The organism is Rhodanobacter sp. B05 (assembly GCF_002001085.1).
In the GTDB taxonomy this organism is placed as follows: Bacteria; Pseudomonadota; Gammaproteobacteria; order Xanthomonadales; family Rhodanobacteraceae; genus Rhodanobacter.
Window position 1 is genome coordinate 25,093 of record NZ_MUNU01000004.1, and the last position, 14,861, is coordinate 39,953.

General features: G+C 66.9%; 15 protein-coding genes. 11 read left to right on the forward strand and 4 right to left on the reverse strand.

The genetic code is table 11. The features are described from left to right. The first annotated feature begins 5 nt into the window (after positions 1-5). From B0E47_RS00805 to B0E47_RS00815, 3 genes are all read left to right on the forward strand, one after another. A complete protein-coding gene (locus B0E47_RS00805; protein WP_077511711.1) occupies positions 6-854 on the forward strand; it encodes an NAD-dependent epimerase/dehydratase family protein in 849 nt (282 codons plus the stop codon). A 112-nt stretch (positions 855-966) separates the two neighbouring features. Then, on the forward strand, positions 967-3,315 hold the full coding sequence (gene mrcB / locus B0E47_RS00810) for a penicillin-binding protein 1B (protein ID WP_077511523.1): 2,349 nt from the start codon (positions 967-969) through the stop codon (positions 3,313-3,315). Positions 3,316-3,317: 2 nt separating this feature from the next. After that, positions 3,318-3,848 carry a tetratricopeptide repeat protein gene (locus tag B0E47_RS00815; RefSeq protein ID WP_077511525.1) on the forward strand — a complete coding sequence of 177 codons (531 nt, stop codon included), beginning with the start codon at positions 3,318-3,320 and terminating at the stop codon, positions 3,846-3,848. Positions 3,849-4,062: 214 nt separating this feature from the next. Here B0E47_RS00815 and B0E47_RS00820 read toward each other — a convergent pair whose 3' ends face one another. Together B0E47_RS00820 and B0E47_RS00825 are read right to left on the reverse strand one after the other, a co-directional pair. After that, complete coding sequence (locus B0E47_RS00820) at positions 4,063-4,452, reverse strand: MAPEG family protein (protein ID WP_077511527.1); 390 nt, start codon at positions 4,450-4,452, stop codon at positions 4,063-4,065. Between the two features lie 64 nt (positions 4,453-4,516). Beyond that, complete coding sequence (locus B0E47_RS00825; RefSeq protein WP_077511529.1) at positions 4,517-5,065, reverse strand: redoxin domain-containing protein; 549 nt, start codon at positions 5,063-5,065, stop codon at positions 4,517-4,519. Positions 5,066-5,176: 111 nt separating this feature from the next. Here B0E47_RS00825 and B0E47_RS00830 point away from each other — a divergent pair, with 111 nt between their 5' ends. From B0E47_RS00830 to B0E47_RS00840, 3 genes are all read left to right on the forward strand, one after another. Next, on the forward strand, positions 5,177-7,135 hold the full coding sequence (locus B0E47_RS00830) for an ATP-dependent DNA helicase (protein WP_077511531.1): 1,959 nt from the start codon (positions 5,177-5,179) through the stop codon (positions 7,133-7,135). Between the two features lie 116 nt (positions 7,136-7,251). Continuing rightward, complete coding sequence (locus tag B0E47_RS00835) at positions 7,252-7,620, forward strand: VOC family protein (RefSeq protein ID WP_077511533.1); 369 nt, start codon at positions 7,252-7,254, stop codon at positions 7,618-7,620. Beyond that, the gene (locus B0E47_RS00840; protein ID WP_254422757.1) at positions 7,602-8,021 is read left to right on the forward strand and encodes a DUF4440 domain-containing protein; all 420 of its coding nucleotides are present in this window, start codon (positions 7,602-7,604) and stop codon (positions 8,019-8,021) included. The genes B0E47_RS00835 and B0E47_RS00840 overlap by 19 nt, the downstream gene beginning before the upstream one ends. A 4-nt stretch (positions 8,022-8,025) precedes the next feature. Here the strand turns inward: B0E47_RS00840 and lepB are convergent, their stop codons facing one another. After that, the gene (gene lepB / locus B0E47_RS00845) at positions 8,026-8,700 is read right to left on the reverse strand and encodes a signal peptidase I (RefSeq protein ID WP_077511535.1); all 675 of its coding nucleotides are present in this window, start codon (positions 8,698-8,700) and stop codon (positions 8,026-8,028) included. A 173-nt stretch (positions 8,701-8,873) separates the two neighbouring features. Here lepB and creD point away from each other — a divergent pair, with 173 nt between their 5' ends. From creD to B0E47_RS00865, 4 genes are all read left to right on the forward strand, one after another. Then, the gene (gene creD / locus B0E47_RS00850; RefSeq protein ID WP_077511537.1) at positions 8,874-10,220 is read left to right on the forward strand and encodes a cell envelope integrity protein CreD; all 1,347 of its coding nucleotides are present in this window, start codon (positions 8,874-8,876) and stop codon (positions 10,218-10,220) included. After that, on the forward strand, positions 10,217-10,909 hold the full coding sequence (gene tsaB / locus B0E47_RS00855) for a tRNA (adenosine(37)-N6)-threonylcarbamoyltransferase complex dimerization subunit type 1 TsaB (protein WP_077511539.1): 693 nt from the start codon (positions 10,217-10,219) through the stop codon (positions 10,907-10,909). Before creD ends, tsaB begins: the two co-directional genes overlap by 4 nt. A gap of 218 nt (positions 10,910-11,127) precedes the next feature. Beyond that, positions 11,128-11,901, forward strand: coding sequence for a hypothetical protein (locus tag B0E47_RS00860; protein WP_139351289.1), 774 nt, complete (start codon positions 11,128-11,130; stop codon positions 11,899-11,901). Positions 11,902-12,387: 486 nt separating this feature from the next. Continuing rightward, positions 12,388-12,801 (forward strand): DoxX family protein, encoded by a 414-nt coding sequence (locus tag B0E47_RS00865; protein WP_077511543.1) that lies wholly within the window; start codon positions 12,388-12,390, stop codon positions 12,799-12,801. Positions 12,802-12,843: 42 nt separating this feature from the next. On the opposite strand, the gene B0E47_RS00870 is transcribed toward B0E47_RS00865, so the two are convergent. Beyond that, entirely contained in the window at positions 12,844-13,884 is a 1,041-nt protein-coding gene (locus tag B0E47_RS00870) for a putative sulfate exporter family transporter (protein ID WP_217318872.1), read from the reverse strand. 86 nt (positions 13,885-13,970) lie between these two features. On the opposite strand from B0E47_RS00870, the gene B0E47_RS00875 reads away from it, so the two are divergent. After that, positions 13,971-14,846 carry a LysR family transcriptional regulator gene (locus B0E47_RS00875; protein ID WP_077511547.1) on the forward strand — a complete coding sequence of 292 codons (876 nt, stop codon included), beginning with the start codon at positions 13,971-13,973 and terminating at the stop codon, positions 14,844-14,846. The last annotated feature ends 15 nt before the right edge of the window (positions 14,847-14,861 follow it).

Genomic DNA, 14,861 nt, shown 5'->3' on the forward strand with positions numbered 1-14,861 from the left:
GCTGCATGACCATCCTGGTCATCGGCGGCAGCAGTCAGATCGGCCATTTCCTGCTGCCGCGCCTGGCTGCTGGCGGCGAACCGATCGTGGCCTTGAGTCGCATCCCGCGGCCGACACGGGATGGCGTGGAGTGGCTGCGCGGAGCCCTGCCGCACGCCATGCCTTCGCTGCCCGCGTTGTCGGCGATCGTCAGTTTCGGTCCGCTGCAGGCGCTGGCCGACTGGCTGGCGCAAGCCACCCTGGTCGACACGCCGCGGGTGATCGCCACCAGCTCGATGAGCGCGGAAACCAAGCGCGACTCGGCGGTGCCGGCCGAGCGCGAAATATCCCGCCAGCTGCGCGCCGGCGAAGCCGCGCTGGCCGCCGCCTGCGCGCGTCTTGGCTGCGCCTGGACCGTGTTGCGGCCGACCCTGGTCTACGGCGCGGGGCTCGACAGGAGCCTTAGCCCGATCGCCCGCCGCGCCTTGCGCACGCGTCTGTTTCCGATCCCCGCCGGGCGCGGCCTGCGCCAGCCGGTGCATGCCGATGACATCGCGCAGGCGGTGCTGGCCGCACTGGAATGCCCGGCCGCCGCCGGGCGCATTCTGTCGATCGGTGGCGGCGAGCGCCTGCCCTACCCGCAGATGTTTGCGCGAGTGCGCCGAAGCCTGCCGCGCGCCACCGTGCCGGTGTGGCTGCCGGCGTGGCTGCTGCGGCTGGGCCAGCAGATGTGTCCGCCGCTGCGTGGCCCGTTGAGCCGGCTCGACAGCGACCTGGTGGCAGACAACGACGAACTGCAACGTCTGCTGCATGTCCAACCACGGCCATTCCAGCCCGAAGCCGCGATGTGGGTGGAGCCGCGGCAGGCTCCATGAAGCAGACCGCACCGATTGCCCGCGTTTTGCCCGCAAACGGGCCGTCACGTTCATGGGCGCGCCGGGATGCAGGCCCTATCATCGAACCACCTGATCGCCGGATTTCCCCACGTTGGCCTTTCTGACCCGCACCCGTTCGTTCGCCCGCCGCAGCTGGCCCTGGTTGCGCATCCCGTGCTGGATCGGCCTGGGCCTGCTGGTCGGGTTCGTGCTGCCATACACGCTGGTGCTGAACAAGCGCGTGCAGGATCGCTTCAGCGATGTGGTCTTCGCGGTGCCGACCCGCGTGTACGCGCGGCCGCTACCGCTGAGCGCGGGCGAGCCGATGTCGTCGGCCGCGCTGGAGCTGGAGCTGACCTTCGCCGGTTACAGCCATGACGGCCGCGGCGATGTCGCCGGCAGCTGGATGAAACAGGGTTCGCGCTACACGATCTCCTCGCGTGGCTATGCCGGACCGGATGGCGGCGAGCTGCCGAAGCGGATCCGGGTGACCGTGGGCAGTGGCGAAGTGCAGTCGGTGCAGGATGCCGCCAGCGGCAAGCCGATCGCCTTGACCCACCTCGATCCGGCCCGCATCGCCACGCTGTACGGCGCCACCCAGGAAGAACGTCGCTTCGTGCAGCTGGCCGACGTGCCGCCGCTGCTGCTGAGCGGATTGCAGGCGGTCGAGGATCGCAACTTCAAGCACAACATCGGTATCGACTTCGGTGCGATCGCACGGGCGGCGTTCGCGAACCTGCGTGCCGGCCATACCGTACAGGGCGGCTCCACCCTGACCCAGCAGCTGGTGCGCAACCTGTTCCTCAGCCGCGACCAGACCTTCACGCGCAAGATCAACGAAGCGCTGATGTCGCTGCTGCTGGAGGCGCATTACAGCAAGGGGCGCATCCTCGAGGCTTACGTCAACGACGTCTTCCTCGGCCAGCAGGGCGGCCAGGCCGTGCACGGCTTCGGTGCCGCGTCGGAGTTCTATTTCGGGCGCCGCCTGCAGGAGTTGCGCCCGCAGGAGATCGCGCTGCTGGTGGGACTGGTCAAGGGGCCGAGCTACTACGATCCACGCCGTGCACCGAAGCGTGCACTGACCCGACGCAACCTGGTGCTGCAGGAATTTTTCGACACCGGTCTGCTCAGCGCGGCGCAGCTCAATGCGGCGCAGGCGGCGCCGCTGGACGTGATCCAGGATGGCCAGCTGCCGCATAACCGGTTCCCCGCATTCATGGAACTGGTGCGCAGGCAGATCACCGCCGACTTCGACGAGAAGGCGTTGCGCGAGGGCAACCTGTCGATCTTCACCACGCTCGACCCGGCCGCGCAGCTGTATGCCGAGCAGGCGATCAGCAGCAGCCTGAAGAGTCTGGGCAAGCGCGGCGACGGCGTGCAGGCCGCGGCGGTGGTGACCGACGCACAGACCGGCAACGTGCTGGCCGTGGTCGGCAGCCGCAGCCCGGGCGATCCGGGCTACAACCGTGCGCTGGACATCCAGCGGCCGATCGGCTCGACGATCAAGCCGTTCGTCTACCTGGTGGCACTGACCCAGCCGCAGCGCTGGAACCTGGCCAGCCTGCTCGACGACAGTCCGATCAGCATGCGCCAACCGAATGGCAGCGTGTGGACGCCGCAGAACGACGACAACCGGAGCCACGGCATGGTGCCGATGGTCGATGCCCTGGCGCAATCGTGGAACCTTGCGTCGATCCGGCTGGGCATGGCGGTGGGGCTGCCGCGGATCAGGGCATTCCTGCAGTCGTTTGGTCTCAAGGACGTCAACCCGGGCCCCTCGCTGCTCATCGGCGCGCTCGACCTGGCCCCGCTGCAGGTGGCCCAGCTCTATCAATATCTCGCCGCGGACGGGCATGCGCTGCCGCTGCTGGCGGTGCGCGGCGTGCTCGACGGCAACGGTCGCACGATCAAGCGCTACCAGGTGCAGGGCGGCGCAGGCGAATACCAGGAAGCGGTGCGGCTGGTCACCTGGGCGATGCAGCAGGTCGCCGAATACGGCACCGCCAGCGCGATCGGCAACTCCGCGCTGGCCTCGCTGCACGCCGCCGGCAAGACCGGCACCAGCAACGACATGCGCGACAGCTGGTTTGCCGGTTTCACCGGCGATCACCTGGCGGTGTTCTGGATGGGTCGCGACGACAACAAGCCGACCACCTTGTTCGGTGCCACCGGCGGCCTGCGCGCCTGGCGCGACCTGTTCGCCAAACTGCCGACACAGCCGCTGTCAGCAAGAGCGGGCGCGGGCCTGGAAATGGCCTGGATCAACCCCACGGACGGCAAACGGACCGAGCAACAGTGCCAGGGCGCGCAACAGGTGCCGGTGGTTGCCGGCAGCCTGCCCGCCGACACCGATGGCTGCTTCTGGCAGGGTGTGCAGAACCTGTTTGGTGGCGGCGATTCCTCTGCACCGGCCGGCACACCGCCCGCGCCATCTTCCTCCAGCACCCCGATCCGGAACTGATCATGCGTATCCCATGCAAGCCCTTCTTCCTGTTGCCGCTGCTGCTGGTCGCGATCGCGGCGGCCGGCTGCAGCATGTTCTCGCACAAGCAGGAAGCGGCCCCGCCGGCGGCATCGGGCTACGACCTGGTCGCGGCGATCCGCGCCGCCGGCGCAAAGGACGACTCGGTCATCGACGTGCAGCCGTTGCGCGATCCCGGGGTCGCCGCGCTGGTTGATGCCGCGCACCAGGACGAGCAGGCCGGCAAGTATGCCGACGCGGCCGCCAAGCTCGATCAGGCGTTGAAGATCACCCCCGACTCGCCCGGCCTGCTGCAGGATCGCGCCGAGATCGCGGTGCGGATGAAGGATTTTGCCGTCGCCGAACGACTGGCCCATCAGTCGTGGTCGCTGGGTCCCAAGCTGGGACCATTGTGTGCACGCAATTGGCAGACCATCGTGGAGATGCGCCTGCAGGCGCACGATCAGGTCGGCGCGGACACCGCGAAGAAATGGGTGCAGCAATGCCACAAGGCGGCCATTCCGCGTTACTGAGTCGGGCGCCCGGGCTCTCGCCGCGCAGCCCGCCGTGGCGCAGTACGTTGCTCGGCAGCGGCGACGTGAAACCGACACGGAAGCGCTAGCGACGTCGCCGCCGTCTGCCTGATCCGGCCGTCGCAGGGTCAATTACTGACGGGCAGGAGGCCTCACCGGACCACGCGCTTGTCACGGTGTCCCTGGTGCCCGCCGCCACGAGCACGGGTGGAAATCAGAGCAGCGCCACCAGCACCAGCACGATGCCCACGATGCTCGCCGCCCAGATCAGCGTGCGCAGGTAGGGAATGCCGGCGGCGTAGACCGGCACGTAGGCCAGCCGGGCCCAGAAGTAGAGCTGGGCGCCGAGCACGGTCGTCGCGTCGTGATGCTGCAGCAGCTGCGCGGCCAGCACCGCGGCGGCGAACAGCGGAAAGGTCTCGAGGAAGTTCGCGCGGGCGCGATCGAGGCGGCCGCCGATGCCGTTGAGTGGTGGCTTTACCTCGTCGCGCGGGCTGGCGGCCCAGCCCAGTCCGCGCTGGCCGACCGAGCAGGTGGCGGCCAGCGCAACCTGCACCAGACCCAGCACGACACTCCACAACAGCATGCACAGTTCAGTCGTCATGATGCTTCCCCGGTGACGGTGCCGGCATGGTGAACCATTGCCGGCGCTGCTGCCAGTGGGCAGCTCAGGCGGCGCGCCTGATCTTCTCGCGGGGAAGCAGCCGCTCCACCCGCTCCAGCGGAATGCGGTCGCCGGCGTCGCTGCCGTAGTACGCATCGATGATGCGTCCGTGCGGGTCGATCAGGAAGTCGGCCGGCATCAGGTTGCTGGTGTTCAAGCCTGCCAACCCAACTAGGCGCATGCCGCGGATCAGGGTCGGCACGCGCGTCACGATCGCCTTCAGCTTGCGCCACAGCGAACGCTCGATGCCGTAGATTTCGTGCGCGCGCGAGGTGGGATCGGCGGCCAGCGGGAACGGGCGTGGGCGGTGTCCGGCGAAGCGCAGTACCTCCGCCTGCGAGGCGCTGAACACCGCGACGATGTCCAGCCCGAGCGCGGACAGCTCTTCATGCCGATGGGTCAGTTCATAGATACGGAAGTTGCAGAACGGGCAGGCGGCGTCGCGGAAGAACGAGAGCAGGGTCAGCCTGCCGTTGCCGCCGATCGCGATCGGCTTGCCATGGATGTCGACCAGGTCGAGGGCGGGTGCTTGCGCAGGTGCGAACAGTCTCACGTCGGTTCTCCTTCGGTCGGGCACGGGGACGCTGCTCAATGGATGCGCCGCGAGTCGCCAGGGTTCCCGCCATCGTTTTGCCGTGCGTGGCTGCTCCGCCATACTTGCCGGATGACTGATCCTGACGACACCGCGTCCGGCGACGTCGGCAGCCTGCTCGGTGCCGAAGGTCCGTTCGCGCGCGAACTGCCGAACTTCGCACCGCGGCTGGCCCAGCAGGCGATGGCGCGGGCGGTGCAGCAGGCGATCGCCGGGCGTGACACGCTGATTGCCGAGGCCGGCACCGGCACCGGCAAGACCTACGCCTACCTGGTGCCCGCGCTGCTGTCGGGCGAGCGGGTGATCATTTCCACCGGCACCAAGGCGTTGCAGGATCAGTTGTATTTCCGTGATCTGCCGAAGGTGCGCTCGGTGCTCGGCGCACGGCTGAAGACGGCGCTGCTGAAGGGCCGCGCGAATTATCTGTGCCTGTACCGGCTCGACCAGACCGTGCGCGAAGGTGCCACGTTCGAGCGCGCGCAGGCCGCGCAGCTCGCCACCATTCGCGCGTGGTCGGCACGCACCCGTCGCGGTGATCGGATGGAGCTGGCGGAGGTGCCGGAGGAATCGCCGCTGTGGCCGCGGGTCACTTCCACGGCGGAAAACTGCCTGGGCGTGGAGTGCCCGTTCTACGACGACTGCCACGTGTTCAAGGCGCGCCGCGAGGCGATGGAGGCGGACGTGGTGGTGGTCAACCATCATCTGCTGTTCGCCGACCTTGCGTTGAAGCAGGAGGGCTTCGGCGAGATCCTGCCCGGTGCGGCGGCCTTCATCCTCGACGAGGCGCACCAGATCCAGGAGCTGGCCGGGCAGTTCTTCTCGCAAAGCCTCAGTGCGCGCCAGCTCACCGACATGACGCAGGACGTGCTGACCGAATGCAGCGGCGTCACCGGCGCGATCGGCCTGCTGCTGGAGCCGGTGGAAGCGCTGCAGGACGCACTGCGCAAGCTGCGCCTGGCGATGGATGTGTTGCCCGCGCGCGGCGCGTTCCAGTTACTGGAAGACCGCGCCGACGTGCGCAGCTCGCTGCGCGACCTGCGCGAACTGCTCGCCACGCTGGCCGAACTGCTCGCCTCGCAGGCCGAACGCTCGCGCGGCTTCGCCAACCTGCACGAACGCGCCGAATTGTTCGCCGAACGGCTGGACCGCATCGTCGAGTCGCACGGCGACCACGACGTGCGCTGGTACGAAACGTTTCCGCGCGGTTTTGCGCTGTATGCCACGCCGCTGGATCTCGCCGTGCCGATGCGCGGCCTGCGCGAACGCACCCAGGCGGCGTGGATCCACACTTCGGCCACGCTGTCGGTGGCCGGCAATTTCGACCACTTCGCGCGCCAGCTCGGCCTCGACGAGCCGCGAACGCTGAGTCTGGACAGTCCGTTCGACTACGCGCGCCAGGCACTCTGCTATCTGCCCTCCGGCTTGCCCGATCCGAGCGCGCGCGATTACACCGAGCAGGTGATCGGGGCCGTGCTTCCCGTACTGCACGCATCGAACGGTCGCGCCTTCCTGCTGTTCACTTCGCATCGTGCATTGCGCCGCGCCGCCGAACTGCTGCAGGACAAGGTGCCGTGGCCGCTGTTCGTGCAGGGCACCGCGCCGCGCCCAAGGCTGCTGGAGGAATTCCGCGCCAGTGGCCACGGCGTGCTGCTCGGCGCGGCCAGTTTCTGGGAAGGCGTCGACGTGGTCGGCGAGGCGCTCAGCGTGGTGGTGATCGACAAGCTGCCGTTCGCCGCCCCCGACGATCCGGTGCTGATGGCGCGTCTCGCCGCCCTCGAACAATCCGGCATCAGCCCGTTCATGGGCTGGCAGGTGCCCAGCGCGGTGATCGCGCTGAAGCAGGGTGCCGGCCGGCTGATCCGCGACGTGCACGACCGTGGTGTGCTGGTGCTGTGCGACCCGCGGCTGACCACCAAGGGCTACGGCAAGCTGTTCCTCGCCAGCCTGCCGCCAATGCCGCGCACGCGCGAGCTGGTGGATGTGCAATCCTTCTTCGCCGACGCGGCGACAATTCCCGTAGGAGCCCGCTAGCGGGCGATGCTTTTGGGGGGATTCGGGATTCGGGATTCGGGATTCGGGATTCGGGATTTGCAAGAGCATCGCCCGCGAGCGGGCTTCCACACACCAGGCACAGTACGAGGCACACCATGGCCAAGGTCACCGGACTCGGCGGCATCTTCTTCAAATCACGCGATCCCGTTGCACTGTCGGCGTGGTACGCGAAACACCTTGGAATGATTGCCGAGGAGTGGGGCGGCGTGCGCTTCAACGAGGACGAACAGCGCGCCGGCTATACGCTGTGGTCGCCGTTCGCCGCCGACACCAGTTATTTCGGTTCGGGTCCGCAGTCCTGCATGCTCAACTTCCGCGTCGACGACCTCGACGCGTTGCTGGCGCAACTGCGAGCCGACGGCGTCGTGGTGGATGAACGCGTCGACCAAAGCGAATTCGGCCGCTTCGGCTGGATCACCGACCCCGAAGGCACGCGCGTCGAATTGTGGCAGCCACCAGCCTGATCGCCGGGATGGAGCCCGACCTCGTCACGGCGCCGGATCTGATCTCCGTGCTGAACGAACTGCGCCGGCGCGAGCCGATCTTCCATCGCCCCGAATTTGGCAGCACGCGTGCCGACTTCGAGCGGATGACCGCCGAAGACTTCTGGGAAATCGGCGCCTCCGGCCGGCGTTACAGCCGGCGGTACCTGCTGGACGTTCTTGACGAACGCCGCGGCGCAGCCGAGCCGCATGCACTGGAAACCAGCGATTTCCAGTGCCGTCAACTCGCCGTGGACTGTTATCTGCTGACCTATACCTTGCGTCAGGACGCGCGCGTCACGCGCCGTTCGACCATCTGGCGGCGCGCGTCGGATGGCTGGAAGATCGTGTTCCACCAGGGAACCGAAGTGGCGGGCGGCTGAGATCTCAGTCGAGCGGCATGCCGAAGCGGTGGCTTCGCGGCAGATAGTGATTGGCCGGATCGAGCGACGCGACCACGTAGCGCGCACGTCCGACGATCTCGTTGCGCGGAAAGTAGCCGAAGTAGCGCGAGTCCATGCTGTTGTCGCGATCGTCGCCGAGCAGCAGGTACCGGCCGCGCGGGACTTTCACCGGGCCGAAATTGCTGGCGGGGCTGGGGCGGAAGTCGGACAGGCGAACCGCGTGGTGCATGATGTCGTAGCGTTCGATGTCGTAGTGCGCGGGATCACGCAGGTCGTCGCGGATGCCGACGTAGCTGCTCGCCGCATAGCTGGCTGGACGGCCGTTGATGAACAGCACGTTGCCGCGCATCGCCACCTCGTCGCCTGGCAGGCCGATCACGCGCTTCACCAGGCGCTCATTGGCGGCATGCGAATCCAGCACCACGATGTCGCCGCGTTGCGGGTCGGCCAGGTGCACGAGTGAGACGTGGGTGAGCGGCAGGCGCACGTCGTAGGCCAGCTTGTCGACCAGGATGCGGTCGCCGATCTTGATGGTGGGCTGCATCGAGCCGGTCGGCACCACGTTCCAGTCGGCCACCGCGCTGCGGAACACCAGCATGCACAGCATGAAGGTGATGAAGCCCTTGTTGCGGGCCAGGAACCTGGCGATTGCGTGCATGGCGTTCCCCGATTCGGGCCGGCTGGCTTGTCTTGGCAATGACCGCGCCCGCGGCGTGAAGTTTCGCGTCATCGGCCCGCCATCTTGTGGTCAGCAGGCGGGCCGTGCTTGCCCGCGTTGGCGCCCCCCGGACTGTTGTGCTTGAAGCTCCGGATCAAGCCGAGGCCAATGACATGGGCAAGTGGATGCAGACGGTGACTGCCAAGGTGCTCGGCATCGGCGTGCTGGCGCTGCTGATGACCATACCGCTGCTGCAGGTGAGCGGGCTGGTGCGCGAGCGCCAGCAACTGCGCGAACAGGCGATCGCGCAGATCGCGCAGGGTTGGGGTGGCGACCAGGTGCTGGGCGGTCCGGTGCTGGTGGTGCCGACCATGCGCCAGGTCAGCGCAGGCGACAACCAGCCCTATCAGTTGAAGGCCGGCAGCGAGAGCATGCTGGCCGATACGCTGAGCATGGATGTGGCGATGGCGGTGCAGACGCGCAGCTACGGCATCTACAGCGCGCCGGTGTTCGTCGCCACGGTGAAGCTGGGAGCTCGCTTCAACGCGCAGGATCTGGCCCAGTTCCAGCATGACAGCGCCGCGGCATGGCAGGCCGGCAAGGCCGAACTGCGACTGCCGGTGGGCGACCTGCGTGGCCTGCAGGAGGTCACCGATTTGCGCATCAACGGCAAGCCTGCGCAGTTCGATTCGTCGGCCGTCCGGCTGGGAACATGGCCGAACGTGGTCGTGCCGATCGACCTGGATGCGTTGAACGGCCAGTCGATCGACGTGCAGATCGGCCTGAAGCTGGCTGGCACCGAGTCGCTGCGCCTGCTGCCGCTGGCACGCAGTACCGATGTGAACATGCGCGCGCCGTGGCATGACCCGAGCTTTGTCGGTGCGGCATTGCCGCTGGAGCATCGGTTCGACGCCAATGGATTCAGCGCGCACTGGCATCTGCTCGATCTCAACCGCAGCTATGGCCAGCACTGGACCGATACCGAAGACATGAATGCCGCGTTGCAGGCCTCGACTTTCGGCGTGCAGCTATACCAGCCCGTTGACGTGTACCAGCGCAACGTGCGCGCGGGGAAGTACGGGTTGCTGTTCATCGCGATGACCTTCGTCGCGTTCTTCCTGTTCGAGGTGCTCAAGCGGCTGCGCGTGCACCCGGTGCAATACCTGCTGGTTGGCGCGGCGCTGGCCACCTTCTACGTGGTCCTGCTGGCGCTGTCCGAACAGATCGGCTTTGGTCTGGCGTATGCGCTGGCGGCGGTAGCGGTGGTGGTGATCGTGGGCGGCTATGCAATGGCGGTGTTGCGCGCGCGTCGGGCCGGCATGCTGCTGGGCAGCGTGCTTGGGCTGATCTATGCGATGTTGTATGGACTGATCGCGGCGGAACAGTACGCCCTGCTGATCGGCGCCTTGGTGCTGCTGGTGATGGTGGCGCTGATGATGTATCTGACCCGACGCATCGACTGGTACGCGGACGCACCCGCGTCGAGCGAGCCGCCAGCCGCTATCATGGAGCGGTCATGAACCTGCTCGCGATCGAAACCGCCACCGAAGCCTGCTCCGTCGCCCTGATCCACGGCGACGAACTGATCGCCCGCAGCGAGATCGCTCCGCGCCGCCATACCGAACTGGTGTTGCCAATGGCCGACGAGCTGCTGGCCGAAGCCGGCATTGGTCGGCTGGCGCTGGATGCGATTGCCGTAGGCCGCGGCCCCGGTGCATTCACTGGCGTGCGGCTGGCCGTGTCGCTGGCGCAGGGCATGGCGCTGGCGCTGGACTTGCCGGTGATCACCATTTCCTCGCTGGCCGCGCTGGCGCTGGAAGCGCCGGAAGAAGAAGGCACCGCGATCCTCGCCGTAATCGACGCACGCATGGGTGAGATCTATGCCGCGGGCTACCGGCGTGACGACAACGGCGGGCTGGTCGCGCTGGACGAAGAACGCATCTGCACCGCCGAGTCGCTGCTGTTGCCCGAAGCCGACGCGTGGCAGGTGGTCGGCAGCGGCTGGGGCACCTATGCCAGCGCGCTGAGCCAGCGCCTCACCGGCACCCTGCATTCCGCGGATGGCCTGCGCTATCCGCAGGCGGCCCATGTCGCCGAACTGGCATTGCGCGAGTTCAGGGCTGGCCGCACCCAGCCACCCGAGCTGGCACTCCCTGTGTACCTGCGCGACAAGGTGGCGTTGACCCTGGTGGAACAGGGCAGGGCTTGAGCACAGTCGGCTGCTGTGGCGACTGGTGCCGGAAAGCATTTTCCACGCCACGAGTAGCGTGGGGACAACGAATTCTCCAAAAATATATTTTCATGCGATCCCGTAAACGCCGGAAAGGCGCGCGCATACTTTTGCGGTTGGTCCCGCGTCACACCCGTGGCAGCGGCAGATGATCCAACGCCAATACGGGCAGGGCATCGACCCTGCGAGGGGAACTCATGAAAGTCATTGCACTTTGTGTGTTATCTGCGGGCGTATTGTTGGGCATGGGCAGCGTGCTTGCTGCCGCAGCACCTGCGAAGGTCGCCCGGATCTACACCGACACCGTGGCACCGGCGGGTCAGGAGGCCTACCTGGCCGGCATCAAGAGTTACAACAAGTGTCTTGCCGAGCATGGTTTCAAGTACAAGTGGACGGCGTTGGCGCACGAGACCGGCGACGTCTTCTCGTACTCGTATGTGAGCGACCCGGCGAGCTGGGCTGCGTTCGACGACATGCACAAGCAGGGCAAGGCGTGCGACGCGACGTTCCAGAAGGCGGTCATGCCGCATCTCAAGGGGGAGACCAGCGCCTTCATCGAGGAGCAGGTCGACCTGAGCCGCATCGACCCGAAGAAGGGCACGTCCGGTGCCCTGATGGACATCACCTATTTCAAGCTCAAGCGCGTATCCGGATCGGACAAGGCATTCACCGATGCGGTGAAGAAGATCACCGCGGCGGCGGACAAATCCCACTGGCCCTACTACTACCGATTCGTCAGGGTGAGGGAGGGCGGTGCCGATGCGCCGGATTTCATGGTGGTGAGTTATTCCGCCAGCTGGGCCGAGCTGGGGGCCGAGGCTGAACCTTCCATGTGGAAGATGGTCGAGAGCGCGGAAGGCAAGGATGCGGCCGCGGATCTGCGCAAGGCACTCGGCGCTGCGATCGAGGACGAGTCATCGCATGTGGACAGTGTGGACGAAGAGTTGACCTACACGCCTTCAGCTCACTGAGTGCTTCGCCTCGCGGGAGTGACGCACAAGTTGGCGTCGCTTCCGCGGATTTGCCGGTGCGTCTATGCGGGAGCGGGTCGGTTCGGATATCTGTTCGCGGCCGCCGGATCAACTGTCACGGGGCGGCGACAGCGCCCGCCTGCGCGCCATCGCGCGGCCGAAGTCCTTGCGGAATGCCCCGGCAATGCCCGCCACGGTGACAGGTCCGCTTGCGCGGAAACACGCGCGCCACATCCACCATGTCGCTGCGGGCGGATGATCCGGCACGACCTCCCTGTACGCCGGGCGCGAACGGCGTAGGATGAGTCACGACGGGTCTCGCTGGACATCTGCGGGATGGATGCATGGACGCCTTTGCGCCTCGTTCGGGACGCCAATCCGCAACCGGACAACGCGTGAGGCTGCCTCCGGCGACCCCCGATCCGCAGCGTCAGCACGCGCTGCACCGATCTTGACGATCAATCGTTACGCCGTAGGGAGGCAATCATGCGCTACACCTTGTTCGAGAATTGGAGAGACCAGCTGATCCTGCTGGCCCGTATCCTGCTGATGGTGTTGTTCGTGAAGTTCGGCCTCGACAAGATGCTGGGCTTTACCGCCACCGTCACCAACATGACATCCACCGGCATGCCGTTGCCCGGCCTGATGGCGCTGATCGCGGTGGTGATGGAGCTCGGGGTCGGCATTGCGCTGGTGCTCGGCTTCTATACCCGCCCGCTGGCGCTCGCCATGGCGATCTACACGCTCGCCGCGGCGTTGATCGGCCACCCCTACTGGAACATGGAGGGCATGGAGCGTTTCTACAACATGATCAACTTCTACAAGAACATCAGCATCGTGGGTGGCCTGTTGTTGCTGATCGTCACCGGGCCCGGGAAATACTCGCTGGACAAGCGCTGACGAATGACAGGGAGCAGCGCGTGGCATGTTGCCGCGCGTGTCTCACAACTGCCCGATCACCAGTTGCACCAGCAGGCTGCTGACCGACACCGCGGCCCACACGCCCAGCCCGAGCAGGATCGGCCGCGCACCGCTGGAGATCATCCGGCGCAGGTTCGCCGACAGGCCGATCGCGGTGAGCGCCACGATGATCAGGAATTCGGCCAGCATGTGCAGGGCCGGCTGGATCGCCAGCGGCAGCAGGCCGGCCGTGCGGATGCCCGAGGCCACCAGGAACCACAGGATGAACCAGGGGAAGATGCGGGCCAGGCTGAAATGGCCTGCGCTGCCGGCTTGTGCATGCTTGCGTTTCTCGCGGGCGGCGACTACGAAGGCGAGTACCAGGCAGACCGGGATGATCAGGGTGGCACGGGTCAGCTTGACGATAGTGGCGTAGTCGCCCGCCGCGTGGCTGTAGCTGTAGCCGGCGGCAACCACCGACGAGGTGTCGTTGATCGCGGTACCGGCCCACAGGCCGAAGCCGAGATCAGACAGGTGCAACAAATGGCCGAGCAGCGGAAACAGCAGCACCGCGACCACGTTGAACAAAAAGATGGTGGAAATCGCGAACGCGGTGTCGTGGTCGTCGGGGCGGATGATCGGCGTCACCGCGGCGATCGCCGAGCCGCCGCAGATCGCGGTGCCCACGCCGATCAGGATCTTCAGCTTGTCGTGCACGCCGAGCCAGCGGCCGAGCAGCCATGCGCTGAGAAAGGCCACGCTCATCGTGATCAGGGTCACCCACAGCGACTCCAGACCGGTCTTCGCCACCTGGGTCAGGCTGAGCCCGAAGCCGAGCGCGATGATCGACCACTGCAGCACCTGCTTGCCGCCGAACTGGATGCCGGGGGTGAAGCGCGCATCCGGCGCGAACACGTTGCGCACGATGATGCCGAGCACGATGCCGAATACCGGGCCGCCGATCAGCGGTGCCCAGCGCCCGAGCAGCAGCGCGAGCAGGCCGATCGCCACCGCCAGCAACAGGCCGGGTGCGCGACTGCGCAAGGTCGGGTGGATGGTGGCGGCGATGGATGGGGCGTTCACGCGGTACTCCAAGGATGGCGCCATTGTCGGCGCCGTCCTCCATAAAGGAAACTTGGAATATCTGATCAAGGATATAAAGTAGGCTGATGATCAATATCAGCCCGCGCCAACTCGAGGTGTTCGTGCAGATTGCGCTGCTGGGCAGCGTGCGCGCTGCCGCCGAACGGCTGCACCTGACCCAGCCGGCGGCCAGCATGGCGCTGGCCGAGATGGAGCGTCAGCTCGATGCGCCGGTGTTCGACCGCGAGCGCGGGCGTCTGCATCTGAATGCGCGTGGGCGCGAGCTGCTGCCGCTGGCGCAGGAGCTGCTGGAACGCCATGCCGAATTCGGCCGTCGCGGCAGCGAGGACGGCACTACGCTGGGCGGCGAGCTGCGTATCGGCGCCAGCAACACGGTGGGCAATTACCGCGTGGGTGAGCTGCTCGGATCGTTCGTGCGCGCGCATCCGCAGGTGGCGATCCGCTTGCGCGTGGCGAATACCGAGGCGATCGCCGCCGGCATGCTCGACCACAGCCTGGACATCGGCTGCGTCGAGGGACCGGTCACGCATCCGCAACTGGAAGTGCGAGCGTGGCGCGACGACCTGCTGGCGGTGTGTGCTGCACCGGGGCATCCGCTGGCGCGCAAGCGTGGCCTGAAACCCGCCGACTTCGCCGGCGCGCGCTGGGTGTTGCGCGAGCCGGGTTCGGCCACGCGCGCCACCAGTGAGCGCGTGCTGGCGCAGTTGCCGCCCGGCGAGACGGTGCTGGAGCTGGACCAGATAGAGGCGATCAAGCAGGTGGTGGTGGCCGGGCTGGGCATCGCCTGCCTGCCCGCGGTGGCGATCACCGACGCCGTCGCCGCCGGTCATCTGAAGGCGCTGAACACGCCGTTCCTCGACTTGCGCCGCAAGCTCTCGTTGCTGCTGCACCGGCAGAAATATCGCGGCGCCCTGCTCGATGCGTTTCTGGATGAGTTGTGATCGCGGCAGGTCGGA